This is a genomic window from Brevundimonas sp. (genome assembly GCF_030682035.1).
GTDB lineage: Bacteria > Pseudomonadota > Alphaproteobacteria > Caulobacterales > Caulobacteraceae > Brevundimonas.
This window is the reverse complement of sequence record NZ_JAUXQZ010000025.1, coordinates 70,025-87,679: the sequence shown is the minus strand read 5'-3', so window position 1 is coordinate 87,679 and position 17,655 is coordinate 70,025. Positions and strand designations below refer to the sequence as shown.

Sequence of the window (17,655 nt, the reverse complement as noted above, 5' to 3'; positions counted from 1 at the left end):
CACGGCTGCGCCACGACCACCCACGCTGTCCGAGCGGCGATACAGCGATCGAAGGCTCCGAGCACGGAAATCGCCGAGCGGCACGGGCTGAACCGCAAGACTGTGAGGAAGTGGCGTGGGCGCGCTTCATCCACGATGCGGAGTGGACCTTCATGGCCATGGCGCTGGTCCTCGCCGGCGTGGCCTGGATTGCGCGCGGCGCGCCTGCCCGCATCCGGTGTGGATTTACAGCCTTCCGCACACTGACGCTGTGGACGTTTTGAAATTCCGCAATTTTGTGATAGGTTCCTGTCATTGGGTCGGGCGGTAAGCGATTTTCTCGCGCCGCCCGCGTTTGCGACAGAACTCCGCCCACGAAGGCGGAGTCGGCCAGAGGTTTGGTGATCCGTTTCCACAGCTGATGCCTGAAATTGCCGCGCCGCCGACGGGTTCACCGTCTTCGGAGAGCGCACGGGTGTCTTCAGTGTCCGCGTCTCGCCTTCCCTGCGCCGGGAAAGGAATGACATGACCATCAAGAGCGTTCTGGAGTTCAAGGTTGGCGACGCGGTCGTCTATCCGGCGCACGGCGTCGGCAAGGTCGCGGCGGTCGAAGTCCAGGAAGTCGCCGGCATGTCGCTGGAAGTTTACGTGGTCACCTTCGACCACGAGAAGATGACCCTGCGCGTCCCGACCAAGAAGGCCAAGACAGCCGGCCTGCGTTCGCTGGCCGCTGACGACGTCGTCACCAAGGCGCTGACCACCCTGAAAGGCCGCGCCCGCATCAAGCGCACCATGTGGTCGCGCCGCGCCCAGGAATACGAAGCCAAGATCAACTCGGGCGACCTGATCTCGATCGCCGAAGTGGTCCGCGACCTGCACCGCGCCGACAGCCAGCCGGAACAGTCCTATTCGGAGCGTCAGCTCTATGAATCGGCGCTGGACCGGATGGCCCGCGAAGTCGCCGCCGCCAACCGCATCGACAAGGACGCGGCCGTCCAGCTGCTGTCCAAGTCGCTGAGCGCCAAGAAGGCGGTCATCGCCGCGGCCGAAGCCGCGGAAGAAGCCGAGGCCGAAGCGGCCTGATTCCGGCAGGCATCGCTGAATGACGAAAGGCCCGGGAGCGATCCCGGGCCTTTTTGGTTATCAGGGCTGCGATCCGCCCCCTGAGAGCAACAGCGGATCGACCCCGGCCGTTGCGGGCGCGCATCATGGCCCGCCGAGCCTCGATCCAAGACCTGCCTAAAAGAGAAATATTTTACTGATGCAATTTATGGTTGCCGATCGCCGTCATCCATGTCTCACTTCCGGTCAGGGAGGACGGCTCCCTTGGAGATAACAACCATGAAGAGTACCAGACTTGTTGTGATCGCCGCGGTGCTGGCGACGGCGGCGATTTCAGGCGCCGCGACGGCGAAGGCGCCGGGCCTCATGTACCACCGGACGTTTTACAGCGACGCGAGCATGACCACCCAAGTGGGCTGGTATATTGACGGCTGCTGGAACGGCAACGTCGTGGCGTCGCCGGTGCACGGCACGACGTCGCCCTACTATACGCTGGAAGCGGTCGGCGAATGCCCGGGCGGCTACTGGTAGTTCCAGACGTCCGCCGGAGCGGCGAACGTCGAAAGGCCCGGGAGCGATCCCGGGGCCTTTTGCTTTCTCCTTCTCCCCTTGCAGGAGAAGGGTCTGTTCTCAGAAATATTCCGCGTTCGCCGGGCACTGGGCCGCCAGGCGGCGGGCGGTGATGGTGGCGGGAATATACGGGCTCCAGATGCCGGCACCCCGGATCGAGGCGCCGCCGCGGAAGGTGAACTGTTCCGGCTGATAGGTGCCGTTCAGCCGCACCCGAACCTGTCGACCACTGCGGGAGACGCAATTGCCTTCGAACCGGGCGTTACCGTTCCCTACCTGACGGACCGGATAGGTGCAGCGATAGTGGCGCGTCGACAGACCGCCGAAGAAGCGGTTGATCTCGCTGGGCCGGACGCATTTGGTCTCGGTGTCGCCTTGGCCCAGGGCGCGAGCGGTGTATTGCCAGTAGCCCGGCAGCACTGGCGGCTCGGCGGACTGGATCGGCGCGGCCGGACCGGCCATGGGCGCGGTGGCCAGCAACAGGGCTCCGGCCAGCACGGGGGCAACGCGGATCAGGACGGACGACTTCATTCGGCAAACCCTCGGCAGCATGGCTTCAATGCATGAATAGAGAGGATATATGGCGGGAATTGAACGGCGGCTGAACGGCCCGCGACCGCCCTCAAGCCTTGACGGGGCGCGGTGACTTCCACTATACGGCCCCCTCTCGCGCGGGGACCCCATCCCTGCGCGCCTCTGTTTCATGCGTCCGCTCAGTTTGCGGCCCGCTCCTGCCCAAGGATAGTCAGATGTCGCGTCGCTGCGAACTCACCGGTATCGGCCCGATGGTCGGCCACAGCGTGAGCCACTCGAACGTCAAGACCAAGCGCCGCTTCCTGCCGTCGCTGAAGACGGTCAAGGTCGCCTCGGAAGCCCTGGGCCAGACCTTCAGCCTGCGTATCTCGAACGCCGCCCTGCGCACCCTCGACTTCAAGGGTGGCCTGGACCCGTTCATCGTCAAGGCCAAGGACGAGCAGCTGTCGCTGGCCGCTCAGCGGATCAAGCGCCAGGTCAAGGCCAGGATCGCCGAACGGGCCGCCGCCGCCTGATCGGGCGTCAGCATCAACATCTGAAAAGGCCGGCGGAAACGCCGGCCTTTTTGTTTGCGCAGTCCGCACCCGGCATTAGGCTGAGGCCGTCGTCTCCGGGAGGTTGTTCGTGTCCTTCAAAGCCGTCCGCGCCGTCCTGACGGGCGTTTCGATGCTCGCCCTCGCCGCCTGCGCCACGGCGACCGCCTCGCAGGAGGCCGTTCCCGTCGCCGCCGAGCCGGCCGTGGTCGTGACGCCGGTCCGCGAATCGACCGACTTCACCCTGGGCACCGACCAGCCGCGCACCGCCGAACAACTGGCCATGTCGTTCGACAAGGCCGATCTGTCGATCAGGGTCATGCCCGAGACGAAGACCATCTCCGCCATCGCCGTGCTGGACTTCACCGCGACGGCGCCGCTGACCGCCGTGGTGGTCGAGCTGGACACCCTGCTGACCGTGTCCTCGGTGCAGGTCGACGGGCGCGAGATTCCCGCGGGTGACGGCGGCTGGAGCAATCCCGAAGGACGGATGACCATTCCGCTGGCCGAGCCGCTGGCCGCCGGAGGGACGGTGTCGGTCCGTATCGCCTATGCCGGCGCGCCGCGCGTGGCGCCCCAGGCGCCGTGGGACGGGGGCTTCGTCTGGGGAGCGACGGCGGACGGGACGCCGTGGATCGCCACCGCCGTCCAGCCCGAGGGATGCGATATCTTCTGGCCCTGTATCGATCATCCGCTGGCCGAGCCGAAACGGGTCGATCTGCATATCAGAGTGCCGTCAAACCTGTCGGCGCCCTCCAACGGGCGGTTCATGGGCACGGTCGATCACGAGGACGGCTGGACCACCTGGAACTGGAGCGCCGCCAATCCCAACACCTACGCCATCGCGCTCAACATCGGGCCGTATGACGAGATGCGGGCCGACTACCGGAGCCGGTTCGGCAATATGATCCCGATCTCCTATTGGCATTTGCGCTCCGACGACCCGGCCAAGGTCGAGGCCCTGTTCGCCCAGTTCGCGCCAATGATGGACTTCTACGAGTCCACCGTCGGCCCCTACCCGTTCGGCGACGAGAAGATGGGCGTGGTCGAGACCCCGCACCTGGGCATGGAGCACCAGACGATCAACGCCTATGGCAACGCCTACAAGCTGGACGGCAAGGGGTATGACTGGCTGCTGCACCACGAGATGGCGCACGAGTGGTTCGGCAACCAGATGACCAACCGCAACGCCGACGACATGTGGCTGCATGAGGGACTGGGCAGCTATATGCAGCCGCTCTACCTGCGCTGGCTGCATGGCGAACGCTATATGCAGGCCGAACTGCAGGACCAGCGCCGCGACCTGATCAACCGGTTTGCCGTCGTCTCGGGCACGGAGCGGGCCGAGGATGAGGTCTACAAGAGCGATGTCGGGCCGGGCCTGGACCTCTACAACAAGGGCTCGCTGATCGCCCATTCGCTGCGGATGCTGATCGGCGACGAGGCCTTCTTCCGGTCGGTGACCCGGCTGGTCTACGGCACGGCGACGCCTCGGCCGGGCGAGTTCACCACGCGCTACGGCACGACCAACGAATTCCTGGCGATCGTCAACCAGGAATCCGGACAGGACCTCGCCTGGTTCTTCCGCGCCTATCTGTACCAGGCCGCCCTGCCAGACCTGCGCCATACTCGCGAGGACGGCGAGCTGGCGCTGGAATGGGTCACCGGCGACGCCGGTGCCTTCCCCATGCCGGTCGAGATCGAAATCGACGGCCGCCGCCAGACCGTGGCCATGACCGGCGGGCGCGGCCGGATCGCCGTCCCGGCCCGGGCCCATGTGCTGATCGATCCGGACAACAAGGTGCTGCGTCGCGACGTCTTCATCGAGGAATGGAAGGCGGCGGGGTCGCCGAACTAGATCGCTTCCGCCCTCACCGACTGTCTCACCAGCTGGCACGACCCCTGGGTGGTCAGGAAGGCGATGTCGGCGGCGTCGCGGCCGCAGGCGATGCGGACCAGACCCTCGACCGGCGCCAGGCCGGTCGGATCGACCAGCCACCAGCCGTTCGACAGCCAGACCTCGAAGATGGCGTGGAAGTCCGGCGGGTTCAGTTGATGGGCGAAGGCGCTAACCGCCCGCGCCGGAATGCCCGAGGCGCGGCACAGGGTGATGCCCATATGGGTGAAGTCGCGGCATACCCCGGCGCGGTCGATGAAGGTGCGCGCCGCCGTGGTTTCGCTGTCCGAGGCGCCCGGCTCATAGTCGATCTCGGTCTTGATCCAGTCGAGGATTTTCAGCACCCGGTCGCCGCCGACCGTGCCGCCGAAGGTGTGCTCCGCGAACCGTCCGAACTGGTCCGAGGGGCAGTAGCGGCTGGGCCAGAGATAGGTCAGCACCTCGGCCGGAAGCTCGCCCCAGTCGTGCTGGACCGTGACCGGCGGCAGGCCCTTGAGCACGCCGTTGTCGACGACCGCCCGATAGGTCAGGGCCACCTCGCCCGACAGATGGGCGCGCAGGGTGCGGGCCCCGAACTCCTCATCCTCGTTCTCGACGAAGTCGATGGCGGGCGTCGTGGTCAGGCTTTCCTCGAGAATGGTCTGGCCCGGCCAATGGGCGACCTGAATCTTGTAGATAGCGTCCGTCGGCGGATCGAAGCGATAGACCAGTTCGGCGCTGACGCGGATTTTCATGAGGGCTCGACTGAAGCAGGACAGGCCTGTCGTCAACGGCGTGGGTGCGCCGCCGTTCCGGGTACAGCTGGCGGGACCCGAACCGCGTTCGCGATGCAATCCGAACCACCCGGCGAGCCTCTGGAGCAGCCAGGCTGGTCACGCGTGGGCTGATGAAGGCAGGCGCGCAGCCTTCCTCAAGTCACGCCATCTCAAATGCACCGATCAGAGCGTCGGCTGGAATGCGCCATTCCTTCGAGAGCTTTCTTATCTGAGGCAGGGTTAATTCTCGCCGCTCCTTTAGGATTTCGGATGCACGCGACCGAGAACCCAGTAGTTCAGCCAAATCTGCTTGCCCCAAGCCGAGACGGTCCATTGCAAAGCGGATAGCCTCGACGGGTGACGCCTTCGGCATCGGGAAGCTTTCTTCCTCGTATTTTGCGAGCAGAAGACCAAGCAGTTGGAAGCGATCACCGGCTTCGCTGCCGCGTTCAGGCTCATCTTCGAAATAAGACTCATACTCTTTGAGCGCGGCCTTGTAATCGTTTTTGTTATGAAGAATGTGTACAGTATTGTTTTTCATTATATCCTCCAACTAACCCCGTCAGTGAGAAGGTGAAGACGCTTTGGCGTCGGGATTACTAGATGGTCTCCGGGTTGATTTTGTCATATTCTTTGTGAGTGCCTACGAATTTCACCAACACCTGCTTGTAGATGTAGGAAATCCGCGCCACCAATCGGTAGTTGTCACCGCCGACATCGAAGATGACCCGATTGTCACCAACGAAGTCGACGCTGCGAAAGTCGTCCTTGATGTCCTGCGGTGTTCTCCACTCGGCTTTCGACGCATGGGCATACCAACTGATCAGCGGCCCCTGGGCTTGCGGGTGGATAGTCCAGAAGGCCTGAAGGGTTCTCTTGGCGACGACGTTCATGCATCTCGTATAGCGCGTTCCCGTCTTGGGAACAAGCAAAATGTTCCCGTGGCGGGAACGGGCGGTGCGCGAATCCGCCAGATGCGATCAAACCCTACGGCTCCAGCTCGATGTCCCAGTAGAGGTAGTCAAGCCAGCTCTGGTGGAGATAGTGCGGGGGGAAGCGGCGGCCAAACTGTTGCAGTTGCCAGGCGGTGGGCCGATGCGGTGGACGGCGGATCGGCATGCCCGCCTGTTGCGGCGTGCGGCCGCCCTTCCTCAGATTGCAGGGCGAACAGGCGGCGACGATGTTTTCCCAAGTGGTGCGGCCGCCGCGCGAGCGGGGGATCACATGGTCAAAGGTCAGCTCCGCGGTGGCGGCGCAATACTGGCAGGCGAAGCCGTCGCGCAGGAAGACATTGAAGCGGGTGAAGGCGGGCTGGCGATCCTGATCGACATAGTTCTTCAGCGCGATGACGCTGGGGAGCACCATTTCGATGGAGGGGCTGCGGACCACCTTGTCATAGGTCGAGACCACATCGACGCGGTTCTGATAGACTGCCTTGACCACTTCCTCCCACGGCCAGATCGACAGCGGATAGTAGGACAGCGGACGAAAGTCGGCGTTCAGCACCAGCGCGGGCCAGCCGGAGGGGGGGCGGCTCTGGACCTGCATCAGGCCCTCGCCGTTCGGGAGAGGATCATCGACGCGACCGGACTGAAGACACGTCTCCTTCCTTGGCTGTGGACAAAGCCTAGCCGTGATTCGACGGCTTGGCGATGACCGGGGAGCGACGGTTCCGTAACGCTCAGCTGCGGGATGGGGTCCCGGGAAACGCCGGCAAGCTCCAGCCCCAGACCAGGGCGCCGGCCCGCAGGGCGAAGCCGCAGGGGGCGGCGATCAGGGCGGCTGGCCAGGCGTCGAGGCCCAGGGCGCGCGCGCCGACGAAGACGGTGGCGGCCAGCAGGGCGGCGGAAACGGTGATCTCGCGCCGCAGCAGGATGGACGGCTGGCCCGCCAGCAGATCACGCACCACGCCCCCTAAACAGGCGGTCAGGGCTCCCATGACGATGCAGATCAGCGGCGCGACCTCAAAGGCCTCGGCCTTGGCCGCGCCCATGACGCCATAGGCCGCCAGGCCGATCGCATCGAGCCACAGCAGCGCCCGGAACCGCCAAGGGCGGGCTCCGACCATCCAGACCGCGAGCGAGGCGAGCAGGTAGACGGCGATATAGCGCCAATCCTGCACCCAGAAGACCGGCGCCCCGATCAGCAGGTCGCGCAAGGTTCCGCCGCCGACCCCCGTGATGGCGCCGAAGAAGGCGAAGGTGACCAGATCATGCCGCTGCTGCGCTGCCGCCAGGGCGCCGGTGGCGGCGAATACAGCCACGCCCGCGAAATCGAGCGCGCCGAGAACGGTCTCGGGGTCGGTCAGGGCGGGATCGACGATGGGGCTCACGCGGGATGCTCCTCCAGCGCGACCTCGCCGCGCTTGACCGCTCCATACCATCCCCACAGCAGATGCGCCGCGACGCTGCGATGGGGCCGCCAGATTTCGGCGCGGGCATAGGCCTGCTGCTCGTTTGGACGCAGGGCTGCAGCATCGGCCCAGCGCATCGCCTCCTGAAGGGCGATGTCGGCGCCGGGAAAGACGTCTGTCCGACCTTCGCAGAACATCAGGAAGGTCTCGGCGGTCCATTTGCCGACGCCCTTGATGGCGGTCAGTTTCGCGATCGCCTCCCCGTCCGACAGCCGTTCCAGATGGTCGAAGTCGATCAAACCCTCGACGTGGGCGCGGGCGATCTCATGACCGAATCTCGCCTTCTGACCCGACAGCCCGAAGGTCCTCAGGGTCTCGACATCGCGCGCCAGCACGGCCCGCGGTGTGACGTCGCCATCCAGCCCCTCGACCACCCGCCGCCAGATCGAGGCGGCGGCGGCCACCGAGACCTGCTGGTCCACGATCATGTGGAACAGGCCTTCATAGCCGCCCGGACGCAGCCGCCACTCGAACTCCGGCGTCTGGGCGTGGGCGCGGTCCAGCGCGGGGTCGAGAACGGTGAGCGCCTCACGTATGGCGACGATCTGGGCGTGAGATGGTACGACAGCCATGGCCGAGCCTATCGCAGCGCCGGCCTGCGGCAAGGCGACAGTGACGACGAGGGCCGTTTGCCGCTATCGTGCTGCCATGCTGACCACCCGTTTCGCTCCCTCGCCGACCGGGCGGCTGCATCGGGGCCACGCTTTTTCCGCGCTGACCGCCTGGCGCGCCGCACGCGAAACCGGCGGGCGCTTCCTGCTGCGCATCGAGGACATCGATCCAACCCGCTGCCGGCCCGAGTATGAGACCGCCGTGCTCGAGGACCTGGCCTGGCTGGGACTGGACCGGGACGGGCCGGTGCGCCGCCAGTCCGACCACCTGTCCAACTACGCGGGCGTGGTCGACGACCTGCACGGTCGGCGCCTGCTGTATCGCTGTTTCCGCACCCGCAAGAACATCCTCGACGCCATCGGCGATGCGCCACACGGTCCGGTGGAGGCGGCGCGGCCGGGTCCGCATCCGGCCGACGAGGAGGCCTCCTTCCTTTCGGAGGAGCGGCCGTTCGCGTGGCGCCTCTCGCTGGACCGGGCGCGCGAGACCTTGGGGGAACGGGCGTGGGCCGACCTGTCGTTCGTTGAGGAAGGCCGGGGACCGGACGGCGAACAGGGGCGGATCGCGGCCCGGCCCGAGGCCGCCGGCGACGTGGTGCTGGCCCGCAAGGACGCGGGCGCGGCCTATCATGTGGCGGTGACCCACGACGACGCCCTGCAAGGCGTGACGCACGTCATTCGCGGGGAGGACCTGTTCGAGGCGACCCATGTCCAGGTGCTGATCCAGGCGCTGATGGGCTGGCCTACGCCGGTCTATCGCCACCACCGCCTGCTGGCCGGGGCGGACGGCCGCCGCTACGCCAAACGTGACCGGGCAGTGACGCTTGCGGAGCTGAGGGCGGGGGGTCTGCGGCCAGACGCCCTGCGGGCCGAACTCGGCTTCTGATCAGGGCGCCAGGCGGCCCTCGGCCTTGTCGGCCGAAAAGACCACGTCCTTGTCGGGTTTCTCGGACCCGCAGCCAGGGGCGCCCAGGCGTTGCAGCACATGCCGGATGACGTTCAGGCGGGCAGTCTTCTTGTGGTCGGTCGCGACGACGGTCCACGGCGCATGGGCGGAATGGGTCTCGGCCAGCATCCGGTCGCGAGCGGCCGAATAGGCGTCCCAGCGCTTCTGCGCCTCGGCGTCCAGCGGCGACACCTTGAATCGTTTCAGCGGCTCCGCGACCCGTTCGGCCAGTCGCTCGGCCTGTTCGGCCTTCGTGATGTCAAACCAGAATTTGATCAGCTGGATGCCGGAATCGGTCAGCAGTCGTTCGAAACGCGGCGCGTCCTTGAGGAACTGCTCTTGCTGGGCCGGGGTGCAGAACTCCATCACCGGCTCGACCCCGCCACGATTGTACCAGGAGCGGTTGAAGATGATCGTCTCGCCCGCCGCCGGCAGATAAGGGACATACCGCTGGAAATACCACTGGCTGCCCTCGCGCTCGCTGGGTTTGGGCATGGCGATGACGCGGGTCTGGCGCGGCGACATATATTCGGTCAGCCGTGTGATCGAGCCGTCCTTGCCTGCGGCGTCGCGGCCTTCGAACAGCATCAGGGTCCGCACGCCCTTGTCGATGGCCCAGGCCTGCGCTTCGACCAGCTTGAGCTGGAGGCGCTCCAGTTCGGCCTGGTAGTCATCGGACTTACTCATGAGCGGCTTTCCTGATGGACGGGCAATGTGCGCCTGTGGCTGAAGGGCCACAAGATTAACAACGCCTTCCGCCCGACACGGGGTCCGGGTAAGCCTGTCGGAACATGAAGCGTGATTTCGCCGATTTCTGGAACCTGCTGTGGGAGCTGGCGCTCGGCGTCTGTGCGGCCTTCTCGCTGATCAACGCCTTCGCGCCGCAGCAGGACCTGCCGTGGAAGCCGCTCGACCTCAGCCGGCCGATCGGCCAGGCGACCGCGGCCAAGGTGGCCGATTTCATCCTGCCCCAAACCGCCGCGCCCGAAGAGAGCGCCGCCGTCACCGAGGCCTGTATGCAGGTGCTGCGCGAGGCCGGGGTCCAGGTGGAGCGGGCCGAGGACGTCGACGACGGCGGCTTCTGCGTCGTGCGCGGCGCCGTGCGCATCACCGGCGGGGCGGTGACGCCGCTGGCGGGCAGTCCCGTCATGCAGTGCCCGCTGGCGGTCCGCTACGTCATCTGGGACCGGCAGGTGCTGCAGCCGGCGGCCGAGGCGACCTTCGGCAGCCGGGTGGCGCGGATCAACGACGTCGGCACCTACGCCTGCCGCCGCATCTACGGCCAGACCGACCTCGCTGCCCGGCCCAGCGAACACGCCCGGGCCAATGCGCTGGACATCGGCGGCATGACCCTGGCCGACGGCCGAAAGGTCTCGGTGCTGACCGACTGGCCCGGAACGGGTCCCGCGGGGGTCGAGGGGGCGAGCTTCCTGAGGCGAATCCGCGACGGCGCCTGCCGGGTGTTCTCGACCGTGCTGACGCCGGACTATAACGAGGCTCACGCCAACCACCTGCACCTCGACGGCGCGCCCCGGTCGCTGTGCGCCATGGGACCGTCGCCGGAGCAGGCGGCGAAGGACGCCAGGGACGCGGCGGCGGAAACCGGTTGACCGCCCTCCCTTCTCGCGGGAAAATATCGCCGCAGTCCGGATTTCGCACGGCCTCCACACCCGTGCCTGCTCCTTCGCCTGAACGAGCCGTCCAGCAGGACTGACGGGCCTCCCCTTCGGGACGCCTGCCTGGAAAGCGCGTTCAGGAGACGCAATATGGCGACCGGCACGGTCAAGTGGTTCAACCCGACCAAGGGTTTCGGCTTCATCCAGCCCGACGGCGGCGGTCAGGACGTGTTCGTTCACGTCACCGCCGTCCAGAAGGCGGGCCTGCAAGGGCTCGATGAGAACGCCAAGGTCGAATACGAGCTGGAATCCCAGCGCGGCAAGACCTCGGCGATCGATCTCAAAATCCTCTGAGGCCACGACTGACCCCATCATGAGACGGGCGCGGCGGCTTCGGCTTCCGCGCCTTTCTTTTTGGGTGGGGCCGCGGTCGTCGGCCCTTCGGGACCTCCCGATCCAGAGCCTGTCCTCGGGCCGACCGATGGTCGGACCCGGGGGCGGCCTGACGACCACTGCGCCAGCACGATGGCGGCGAGGACGACGGCGCCGCCGATCATCTGGATCGGGGTCATGGTCTCCTTGAAGATCAGCCAGCCGAGGCCCGAGGCGACGACCGGCTGGATCAGGATGGTCACGGCGGTCAGGGAGGCGGGCAGCCGGCCCAGCGACCAGGCCACCCCGCCCTGCCCCACCACATGCATCAGCCCCATGGCGGCGCAGGCGGCCCAGCCGGAGGCCGAGGCGGGCAGCAGCTCCTCGCCCAGCGCCAGCGACACGCCGAGCAGCAGCGGCAGACCAAGGCCGGTCGACCAGAGCAGGATGCGCATGGCCCCCGCCGTCGCCCGCGCGGCCTTCACCGCCAGGAAATAGCCCGCGTACCAGAGCGCCACCGACAGGGAGAACAGGTCGCCCAGCGGCGGATTGGTCCCCTGCTGGCCGTCCGCCCCCGCCGACATGGCGAACGCCCCGCCCATGGCCAGGCCGATGGCCGCCACGAACAGGCGGCGGGGCCGGTCCCTGAACACGATCCAGCCGAACAGGGTGACGACGACCGGCGTCAGATTGCACAGCACGGTGGCGTTGGCGACCGAGGTCATGACGATGCCGTAGTGCCAGAACGACAGGTCCAGCACGAAGAACAGCGTCGCCAACCCCATCCATTTCGACGGCCGTCCGATGCCCTCTCCGCCCCCGCCCAGGAATTTGGGCCGGGCGGTGAGCGCCAGGAGCAGCGGCATGGCGAAGGCGAAACGCCAGAAGCCCGCGGCGGCGGGGCCGGTCTCGGTCAGCCGCACGAGGATGGGGGCGAAGGCGAGGACGCAGGCGGCGGCGATAAGCACCAGCAGGGCGGAGAGGCGGGAGGCGGGCATGGGAGGGGTATAGCGAGAGAAGACAGTGATTTCTCCCTGCCCTTCATGGGGAGGGATGTCGGCGCGAAGCGACGACAGGGTGGGGTGTGTCAGGGCAGGGCTCGACCGTGCGGTCGTCGTCGGGTCGCCGTGCGACCCTCCTCCACCCCACCCGTCTGTCGCTACGCGACATCCACCCTCCCCATGAGGGGAGGGAGAAGGGCACGTTGACACTCCCCGCTGAAAATCGCTGAAAGCTGTCATCCCGCCCCCTCCGCCGCCGCCGCGCGCACGGCCTCCAGCCGGGCCAGTTCGAGCTTCAGGTCTTCGTACTCCGGGGGCAGGTCGCGGCCGGCGATGAGGTCCTGCGCCAGGGTCAGGGCGCGTTCGCGCAGGAACAGCCGCATCATGGCCTGACCGGCCTCGAACCGTTCGTCGGCCTGGGCCACATCCTCCTCGGCCCATTCGAGCACGCCGTTCAGACGGGCGATCTCGGTGGCGGCGCGGGCGAGGCGGATGGCGTTCAACCCTTCGCCGGCCTTCAGTGCATGGGCGGCGTTGGCCAGGGCGCGGCGGGCGAGATCCTCGGGGCGGATGTGCAGGGGCGAGCGCCACGCCGCCAGCACCGCGGCCTCGTCGGGCGGGCCGTCAGCGGGCGCGGCGGGCGTCGGTCCGGCGGCCCAGGATCCGGAAGGCAGGGCCGTCCGTTCCGCGGCCTGACGGGCCGCGAAGGCCCGTTTGGTCCAGCCCTCCCTCGCCGCATGTTTGCGCAGGGCCGTCACCGACACCCCGAACCGCGCCGCCACCGTCGGCGCCGACAGGCCCGACAGATAGGCCCCGCGGATCAGGCCCCAGGTCTCCGCCGCGACGGTGACATAGCGGGTCTTCGGCAGCGCCCTCATCGCGGCCCCCGGTTCGCGAACCGCTCCAGCCTCGCCAGCGCCCGCTCGGCCAGCGTCAGGGCCGCGTCCTGAGCCGCCGAGCCGGGCGGCAGCCGCCTCGCCGCCCGGGCCATGTTCGCCACCCGTTCGACGCCCTGGGCCAGCGTCAGGGCGTAGCCGATCGGGTCGGGCCGTCTCTTCGTCTTCTTCATGATCTCCGCTCCGTGTTGAGGCGGCGGAGTCTGCGGCAGGCGGTTCCTATGGCGGGCTGAAAGGGGCGAAAAGACCGGGCGCGGGGCGCAAGGGGTTGAAAGGATTGGGGTCGGGAGGGGACGGTGGGTGGTGGATTATGCTGGGAGTTGGTGGATTGGTAGCGGTGGAGTGCGCCCTCTCCCGGTGGGAGAGGGTTTGAGCGCACGAGCGCGAAGCGGTCGTTCTTGCGCGAAAGGGTGAGGGTTCACCGCCCGCGGGCGGCTTCGCCGCTCCAACCAGCCGACCCACATCCGAGCGGCTTCGCCGCCCACCTTCTCCCACCGGGAGAAGGGACGGTTTTGCCGTCCCCGTCAAAAACGGTCGTACTCGCCAGGTTCACAACTTGCGGGTGGTTGCAGGGGTGCCGAGAGAACAGATAGTGAACGGCAGCGTGTCCTAGATCTAGGACGCGGAAGGGATACCCTTGATGAATGTCCAACATGCGATTCGTGCCGGAAGACCTGCGCGACCTCTACGAGTTTCACGAGTGGCGAAACGCGATTGCCGTTCTGTCGGCCGCGTATCCGGAGGAGTGGGGCGACCTTCTGCACGTCTTGAGGAACTTCCGACTGTTTCGCTCGGATATCGAAAAGAGCACGGACCCCGATGCGGAGAAGTTCGGCGACCGAAGCAAAGTGGTCCTGCGCATGGATGACTACGGGTTCCAGGCCCGTGGCTGGAAGCCGCGAGAGTTCGCCACAAGCATAGTTGTGGACGGGGTCGCCAAGGAAAGTCCGACCCATGAGGTTGATTGCTTCAAGGGTAAGGTCGCGCTTGAGGTCGAGTGGAATGCCCGGACCGAGTTCTATGATCGCGACCTGAACAATTTTCGGCGCCTGTTCGAGCTTGAAGCGGTCGATGTCGGCGTGATCGTCACTCGCTGCGACGAACTCCAGACCATATTCAAGTCGCTGGGACGAGGAACGAGCTACGGCGCCTCGACAACCATCCTTTCAAAGCTGCAGCGCCGCTTGGACGGTGGCGCGGGAGGCGGATGTCCCGTCCTGGCGATCGGGATCAAGCCGTCCCTGTATGCTGATGACGTAGCCACGCCCGCCCTGAGCGAAGGCTTCCTTACGATCACGCGACCGAAGAAAAGCCGTCCCGGCGGCAGGAAGAAACCAGCATGAACGCGATGCTCCCTATAGCCGCGTTTCCCGATCCGGCGGAAAACCTGCGGGCCTTCGCGGGCGGCGAACGGTTCCGCACGATCCTCGCCGACCCGCCGTGGCAGTTCCAGAACCGCACGGGCAAGATCGCGCCCGAGCACAAGCGGCTGAACCGCTATTCGACCATGGACCTGAAGGCGATCTGCGACCTGCCGGTGGCCGAGGTCGCGCAGGATACGGCGCACCTCTACATGTGGGTGCCGAACGCCCTGCTGCCCGAGGGGCTGGAGGTCATGAAGGCCTGGGGTTTCAACTACAAATCCAACCTGATCTGGCACAAGATCAGGAAAGACGGCGGCTCGGACGGTCGGGGCGTGGGCTTCTATTTCCGCAATGTCACCGAGATCCTGCTGTTCGGAACGCGCGGCAGGAACGCCCGCACCGAGGCCCCCGGCCGCAGCCAGGTCAACATGATCCAGACCCGCAAGCGCGAACACAGCCGCAAGCCCGACGAGCAGTACGAACTGGTCGAGGCGTGCAGCACGGGGCCCTATCTGGAACTGTTCGCGCGCGGCGAGCGGCCGGGCTGGGCCGTGTGGGGCAATCAGGCGGACGAGACCTATGCGCCGACGTGGAAGACGTATTCGTACAACTCGTCAGTGGCGGCGGAATAGTTTACCTCCGGTCTCCGCGTGATAGGCTCCTCCGGAGGGGGAGGGGCCAATGGAACTCTCGAGAATGACCCGCGCGAGTGGGCTTGCTGCCTTGATGGCCGGGACCGCCTCGGTTCTCGCAAGTAGCTGCGCCGCTCCTGGAGCGCCGACGCTCCTTGATACCGAGATCGCCACGGGCGGTCCGGTCCTTGCCAACTGCCAGAACATCGCCCCGAACGTCCGGGTTACGCGACTGGAAAAGGACCGCTACTTCACGACCTACGGATCGATACTCCAGGAGATCGGTCAGCAGACCGTAACTGACGTCCCCAGAATCGTCGCCGCCGAAGCGGGCGCAGCGTTCACCGGTCGCTCGGAGCCATACGGCACGGTAGCCGGGAATGTTATCGGTCGAACGGGAGACCTCGCTTCAGGCCAAGTCCAGACTCATGACAGGTTTCAGGGTCGCCGGCTCAACCGGCTTGGCCAGGAGCCACCCGGTTTCTGCAGGACGTTCCAAGCGACTTCGCCTGAGGTCTCGCGCGCGCTCGAAGGAGCTATGGCGTCCTTGGGTCATCCCATGAAAATTTCCGACCTGCAGAACGGTGTATTTGAAACAGAGTTCGCGGAGAGCCAGAATCGGGATGCGATGTGGATGGACAGATACCGGGCGACCGTTGAACCATTGGATTCAGGATTGGTCGGAGTCCGGATAAGACGCCAAGTCTTCATATCCCGCAGGACATCAACGAGCGGAATTGGAACAATATATAATCAAGCCATACCTTCTGGTCATGGAGAGTCATGGGTTTTGACTCGGGTGACAGATGAACTCGCCGGTAGACCAAACGTATCGACGGTCGCCACGGAGCATCCGCGCTGAAGTGACGCCGCCATTCTTAAAGGACTAAAAATGCGCCCTTTGCCGTACTTGGTAGTCGTTCTAGCCTCGATGGTCGGTAGTTGCGCCAATGCTCCGATCCGCGTGTGGGAGATGGACTCGACCGAATTGCAAAACGTTCCGTCAGAGTCACTCTGTTATGCAATCGCGCAAGGCATGGCTTCTCGGCGCTCGACACCACTGGCCGAGCTTGAGCGCCAGCGACGATCCCTCTCCTGCCAGGCAGAAATCGCCGAACGGGTCAGCGATTGCAGCAAGCTGGTGATCGCGAATCCTGACCCGCAGGCCAGCCTGCGGATGGCGGCCGACGGTCGTGGCTACCAGCATGTTGCCTCCATCCAGATACGCAATACAGACACCGCTCCCCGCAGTTTCAGGATTGTCTGGCGCGGCAGCCTGACTCTGCTCCAGCATATTGGAGCCAGTTCAGAACAGTCGTTCGAGGTGTCCGCGTACCTGGAATCTCCTGTCGATTCGAATGGACAACTCAGGAGAACCCGGGCCTATCTTCAAGAGTGCCTTGTAGAGCCGGGGTACGGTCAACGCGAAGTCAGCTGGTAGGCCTGAAAGCCTGCCCAGTCTGCTTAGCCTCCAAATCCGCTCATGACCCTGCAAAATCTCAGATAAGCCCCGACGTCGGGCAGGGGGCGCCCCATCTGGTCGTGCGACCCAAGTCCTGAAATGAATGTATAATCTCGGGTTTGGTTTGGCCTGATAGTGTAGAAATCCACCTGCCGACCCTTCCAGAATATACTGAAATCCATCGGTTTTGACTTCTTGTTGGTGATCGATAGCGTAACCGTATAAGCGTATTCCCCGTTCGGTCCGGGATAGTATTGAGTTTGGGGGTTGTTGTCTGCGATCTCCAGCGGAGAACAGTCGTCTACGATTTCTTCAATCGCGGCAAGACAACTAAGATTGCGACGCTCTCTCTCGATCTCGACAAATTCTGATCCGACCCCTCGCTCGCGGCCGTAGGCGACGGCCGAGCAAAGCGCCCTGTCATCAAGTGCCATCAGTTCGGCAGGAGACATCGCGTCGATCGAGGGAGCGCAACTCGACAGCCACGTCAGCAAGCCAGCAAACAAGCAGCGAGAGATATTCATATCGAACCCAAGCGGACAGCGGTTATGTTCATACCCCGTTCATCACGTTTGGCGCTGCTTAGCTCTAATCCAACAGGGAGAACCGGCATGTCAAAGCTCCACCTCATCATCGTGGCGACGCTCACTTCAGTTGTGATCGGTACTCAAGCTTCAGCGCAGGTCAATCCCCCTACCACCAATGACACTCGGGTGGCTGGCAGCACCCCCCAAACCGTCACGCCCAGGCAGCGACCGCCAGGAGCAGATGCGGCCGCTCGTATCGGGGCCGGACGGGCGCTGGAAGAGTCCCTACCCTATAGTCGCCGGAGGGCCATAACTGGCATTGTGAGGCCGCGCGCACCCTTGGGTATTGTCGGCGAACTTCTGCGTCCGAATACCGCTTGCGCCCCGGCGCGTGAAAGTGACTGTCGTTCGCGCTAATGACGAGGATTCACCACTCCGTAGCCGCCCGCCCAATAAGGCTTTGAAACCCAGCCTCGGGGCGAAAC

Annotated in this window: 24 protein-coding genes; 12 read left to right on the top strand and 12 right to left on the bottom strand. The window is 65.4% G+C overall.

All coding sequences use genetic code 11. The features are described from left to right. Positions 1-110: 110 nt before the first annotated feature. The 3 genes from Q8K49_RS05780 to Q8K49_RS05770 all read left to right on the top strand — a co-directional run bounded on the left by Q8K49_RS05780 (position 111) and on the right by Q8K49_RS05770 (position 1,572). A complete protein-coding gene (locus Q8K49_RS05780; RefSeq protein ID WP_305304737.1) occupies positions 111-263 on the top strand; it encodes a hypothetical protein in 153 nt (50 codons plus the stop codon). 241 nt (positions 264-504) lie between these two features. Next, complete coding sequence (locus Q8K49_RS05775; RefSeq protein ID WP_305304736.1) at positions 505-1,062, top strand: CarD family transcriptional regulator; 558 nt, start codon at positions 505-507, stop codon at positions 1,060-1,062. Between the two features lie 258 nt (positions 1,063-1,320). Continuing rightward, positions 1,321-1,572: a hypothetical protein gene (locus Q8K49_RS05770; RefSeq protein WP_305304734.1), complete on the top strand. Its 252-nt coding sequence runs from the start codon at positions 1,321-1,323 to the stop codon at positions 1,570-1,572. Between the two features lie 99 nt (positions 1,573-1,671). Here the strand turns inward: Q8K49_RS05770 and Q8K49_RS05765 are convergent, their stop codons facing one another. Then, entirely contained in the window at positions 1,672-2,142 is a 471-nt protein-coding gene (locus Q8K49_RS05765; RefSeq protein ID WP_305304733.1) for a DUF3617 family protein, read from the bottom strand. Between the two features lie 218 nt (positions 2,143-2,360). Here Q8K49_RS05765 and rpmB point away from each other — a divergent pair, with 218 nt between their 5' ends. Together rpmB and Q8K49_RS05755 are read left to right on the top strand one after the other, a co-directional pair. Continuing rightward, positions 2,361-2,660, top strand: a complete 300-nt coding sequence (gene rpmB / locus Q8K49_RS05760; protein ID WP_305304731.1) for a 50S ribosomal protein L28 — start codon at positions 2,361-2,363, stop codon at positions 2,658-2,660. A 109-nt stretch (positions 2,661-2,769) separates the two neighbouring features. Next, entirely contained in the window at positions 2,770-4,536 is a 1,767-nt protein-coding gene (locus Q8K49_RS05755; RefSeq protein WP_305304729.1) for a M1 family metallopeptidase, read from the top strand. Here the strand turns inward: Q8K49_RS05755 and Q8K49_RS05750 are convergent. From Q8K49_RS05750 to Q8K49_RS05725, 6 genes are all read right to left on the bottom strand, one after another. Continuing rightward, a complete protein-coding gene (locus Q8K49_RS05750) occupies positions 4,533-5,309 on the bottom strand; it encodes a transglutaminase family protein (RefSeq protein ID WP_305304728.1) in 777 nt (258 codons plus the stop codon). The genes Q8K49_RS05755 and Q8K49_RS05750 overlap by 4 nt on opposite strands. A gap of 181 nt (positions 5,310-5,490) precedes the next feature. Next, a complete protein-coding gene (locus tag Q8K49_RS05745; RefSeq protein ID WP_305304727.1) occupies positions 5,491-5,871 on the bottom strand; it encodes a type II toxin-antitoxin system HigA family antitoxin in 381 nt (126 codons plus the stop codon). Positions 5,872-5,929: 58 nt separating this feature from the next. Next, positions 5,930-6,223 (bottom strand): type II toxin-antitoxin system HigB family toxin, encoded by a 294-nt coding sequence (locus tag Q8K49_RS05740; protein ID WP_305304726.1) that lies wholly within the window; start codon positions 6,221-6,223, stop codon positions 5,930-5,932. 94 nt (positions 6,224-6,317) lie between these two features. Further along, complete coding sequence (locus tag Q8K49_RS05735; RefSeq protein ID WP_305304725.1) at positions 6,318-6,878, bottom strand: HNH endonuclease; 561 nt, start codon at positions 6,876-6,878, stop codon at positions 6,318-6,320. A 133-nt stretch (positions 6,879-7,011) separates the two neighbouring features. Beyond that, on the bottom strand, positions 7,012-7,662 hold the full coding sequence (locus Q8K49_RS05730; protein WP_305304724.1) for a trimeric intracellular cation channel family protein: 651 nt from the start codon (positions 7,660-7,662) through the stop codon (positions 7,012-7,014). Then, positions 7,659-8,315 carry a DNA-3-methyladenine glycosylase gene (locus Q8K49_RS05725; RefSeq protein ID WP_305304723.1) on the bottom strand — a complete coding sequence of 219 codons (657 nt, stop codon included), beginning with the start codon at positions 8,313-8,315 and terminating at the stop codon, positions 7,659-7,661. Before Q8K49_RS05725 ends, Q8K49_RS05730 begins: the two co-directional genes overlap by 4 nt. Positions 8,316-8,391: 76 nt before the next feature. Between Q8K49_RS05725 and gluQRS the strand changes: the two genes are divergently transcribed. Next, positions 8,392-9,240, top strand: a complete 849-nt coding sequence (gene gluQRS, locus Q8K49_RS05720; protein ID WP_305305162.1) for a tRNA glutamyl-Q(34) synthetase GluQRS — start codon at positions 8,392-8,394, stop codon at positions 9,238-9,240. Here gluQRS and ppk2 read toward each other — a convergent pair whose 3' ends face one another. Next, complete coding sequence (gene ppk2 / locus Q8K49_RS05715) at positions 9,241-9,987, bottom strand: polyphosphate kinase 2 (RefSeq protein ID WP_305304722.1); 747 nt, start codon at positions 9,985-9,987, stop codon at positions 9,241-9,243. 104 nt (positions 9,988-10,091) lie between these two features. Between ppk2 and Q8K49_RS05710 the strand changes: the two genes are divergently transcribed. Beyond that, positions 10,092-10,910 carry an extensin family protein gene (locus tag Q8K49_RS05710; RefSeq protein ID WP_305304721.1) on the top strand — a complete coding sequence of 273 codons (819 nt, stop codon included), beginning with the start codon at positions 10,092-10,094 and terminating at the stop codon, positions 10,908-10,910. Positions 10,911-11,066: 156 nt separating this feature from the next. Further along, entirely contained in the window at positions 11,067-11,270 is a 204-nt protein-coding gene (locus Q8K49_RS05705) for a cold-shock protein (protein WP_305304718.1), read from the top strand. A gap of 17 nt (positions 11,271-11,287) precedes the next feature. On the opposite strand, the gene Q8K49_RS05700 is transcribed toward Q8K49_RS05705, so the two are convergent. From Q8K49_RS05700 to Q8K49_RS05690, 3 genes are all read right to left on the bottom strand, one after another. Beyond that, positions 11,288-12,286 (bottom strand): DMT family transporter, encoded by a 999-nt coding sequence (locus tag Q8K49_RS05700; RefSeq protein WP_305304717.1) that lies wholly within the window; start codon positions 12,284-12,286, stop codon positions 11,288-11,290. Between the two features lie 239 nt (positions 12,287-12,525). After that, on the bottom strand, positions 12,526-13,167 hold the full coding sequence (locus Q8K49_RS05695) for a hypothetical protein (protein ID WP_305304716.1): 642 nt from the start codon (positions 13,165-13,167) through the stop codon (positions 12,526-12,528). Then, positions 13,164-13,358: a hypothetical protein gene (locus Q8K49_RS05690; RefSeq protein ID WP_305304714.1), complete on the bottom strand. Its 195-nt coding sequence runs from the start codon at positions 13,356-13,358 to the stop codon at positions 13,164-13,166. Before Q8K49_RS05690 ends, Q8K49_RS05695 begins: the two co-directional genes overlap by 4 nt. A 471-nt stretch (positions 13,359-13,829) precedes the next feature. Here Q8K49_RS05690 and Q8K49_RS05685 point away from each other — a divergent pair, with 471 nt between their 5' ends. From Q8K49_RS05685 to Q8K49_RS05670, 4 genes are all read left to right on the top strand, one after another. Further along, positions 13,830-14,528, top strand: coding sequence for a BglII/BstYI family type II restriction endonuclease (locus tag Q8K49_RS05685; RefSeq protein ID WP_305304712.1), 699 nt, complete (start codon positions 13,830-13,832; stop codon positions 14,526-14,528). Then, positions 14,525-15,181, top strand: coding sequence for an MT-A70 family methyltransferase (locus Q8K49_RS05680; protein WP_305304711.1), 657 nt, complete (start codon positions 14,525-14,527; stop codon positions 15,179-15,181). Before Q8K49_RS05685 ends, Q8K49_RS05680 begins: the two co-directional genes overlap by 4 nt. A gap of 49 nt (positions 15,182-15,230) precedes the next feature. After that, positions 15,231-16,043, top strand: a complete 813-nt coding sequence (locus Q8K49_RS05675; RefSeq protein ID WP_305304709.1) for a hypothetical protein — start codon at positions 15,231-15,233, stop codon at positions 16,041-16,043. 111 nt (positions 16,044-16,154) lie between these two features. Further along, positions 16,155-16,622 (top strand): hypothetical protein, encoded by a 468-nt coding sequence (locus Q8K49_RS05670; RefSeq protein ID WP_305304708.1) that lies wholly within the window; start codon positions 16,155-16,157, stop codon positions 16,620-16,622. Between the two features lie 23 nt (positions 16,623-16,645). Here the strand turns inward: Q8K49_RS05670 and Q8K49_RS05665 are convergent, their stop codons facing one another. Continuing rightward, a complete protein-coding gene (locus Q8K49_RS05665) occupies positions 16,646-17,167 on the bottom strand; it encodes a hypothetical protein (protein WP_305304706.1) in 522 nt (173 codons plus the stop codon). Positions 17,168-17,655 lie beyond the last annotated feature (488 nt).

Bases quoted from the DNA above. Each gene is read 5' to 3' on its own strand.
- Q8K49_RS05775 (WP_305304736.1), top strand. From the start codon at position 505: ATGACCATCAAGAGCGTTCTGGAGTTCAAGGTTGGCGACGCGGTCGTC.
- Q8K49_RS05770 (WP_305304734.1), top strand. From the start codon at position 1,321: ATGAAGAGTACCAGACTTGTTGTGATCGCCGCGGTGCTGGCGACGGCG.
- Q8K49_RS05765 (WP_305304733.1), bottom strand. From the start codon at position 2,142: ATGAAGTCGTCCGTCCTGATCCGCGTTGCCCCCGTGCTGGCCGGAGCC.
- rpmB (WP_305304731.1), top strand. From the start codon at position 2,361: ATGTCGCGTCGCTGCGAACTCACCGGTATCGGCCCGATGGTCGGCCAC.
- Q8K49_RS05750 (WP_305304728.1), bottom strand. From the start codon at position 5,309: ATGAAAATCCGCGTCAGCGCCGAACTGGTCTATCGCTTCGATCCGCCG.
- Q8K49_RS05745 (WP_305304727.1), bottom strand. From the start codon at position 5,871: ATGAAAAACAATACTGTACACATTCTTCATAACAAAAACGATTACAAG.
- Q8K49_RS05740 (WP_305304726.1), bottom strand. From the start codon at position 6,223: ATGAACGTCGTCGCCAAGAGAACCCTTCAGGCCTTCTGGACTATCCAC.
- Q8K49_RS05735 (WP_305304725.1), bottom strand. From the start codon at position 6,878: ATGCAGGTCCAGAGCCGCCCCCCCTCCGGCTGGCCCGCGCTGGTGCTG.
- Q8K49_RS05725 (WP_305304723.1), bottom strand. From the start codon at position 8,315: ATGGCTGTCGTACCATCTCACGCCCAGATCGTCGCCATACGTGAGGCG.
- gluQRS (WP_305305162.1), top strand. From the start codon at position 8,392: ATGCTGACCACCCGTTTCGCTCCCTCGCCGACCGGGCGGCTGCATCGG.
- ppk2 (WP_305304722.1), bottom strand. From the start codon at position 9,987: ATGAGTAAGTCCGATGACTACCAGGCCGAACTGGAGCGCCTCCAGCTC.
- Q8K49_RS05710 (WP_305304721.1), top strand. From the start codon at position 10,092: ATGAAGCGTGATTTCGCCGATTTCTGGAACCTGCTGTGGGAGCTGGCG.
- Q8K49_RS05705 (WP_305304718.1), top strand. From the start codon at position 11,067: ATGGCGACCGGCACGGTCAAGTGGTTCAACCCGACCAAGGGTTTCGGC.
- Q8K49_RS05700 (WP_305304717.1), bottom strand. From the start codon at position 12,286: ATGCCCGCCTCCCGCCTCTCCGCCCTGCTGGTGCTTATCGCCGCCGCC.
- Q8K49_RS05695 (WP_305304716.1), bottom strand. From the start codon at position 13,167: ATGAGGGCGCTGCCGAAGACCCGCTATGTCACCGTCGCGGCGGAGACC.
- Q8K49_RS05690 (WP_305304714.1), bottom strand. From the start codon at position 13,358: ATGAAGAAGACGAAGAGACGGCCCGACCCGATCGGCTACGCCCTGACG.
- Q8K49_RS05685 (WP_305304712.1), top strand. From the start codon at position 13,830: ATGTCCAACATGCGATTCGTGCCGGAAGACCTGCGCGACCTCTACGAG.
- Q8K49_RS05680 (WP_305304711.1), top strand. From the start codon at position 14,525: ATGAACGCGATGCTCCCTATAGCCGCGTTTCCCGATCCGGCGGAAAAC.
- Q8K49_RS05675 (WP_305304709.1), top strand. From the start codon at position 15,231: ATGGAACTCTCGAGAATGACCCGCGCGAGTGGGCTTGCTGCCTTGATG.
- Q8K49_RS05670 (WP_305304708.1), top strand. From the start codon at position 16,155: ATGGACTCGACCGAATTGCAAAACGTTCCGTCAGAGTCACTCTGTTAT.
- Q8K49_RS05665 (WP_305304706.1), bottom strand. From the start codon at position 17,167: ATGAATATCTCTCGCTGCTTGTTTGCTGGCTTGCTGACGTGGCTGTCG.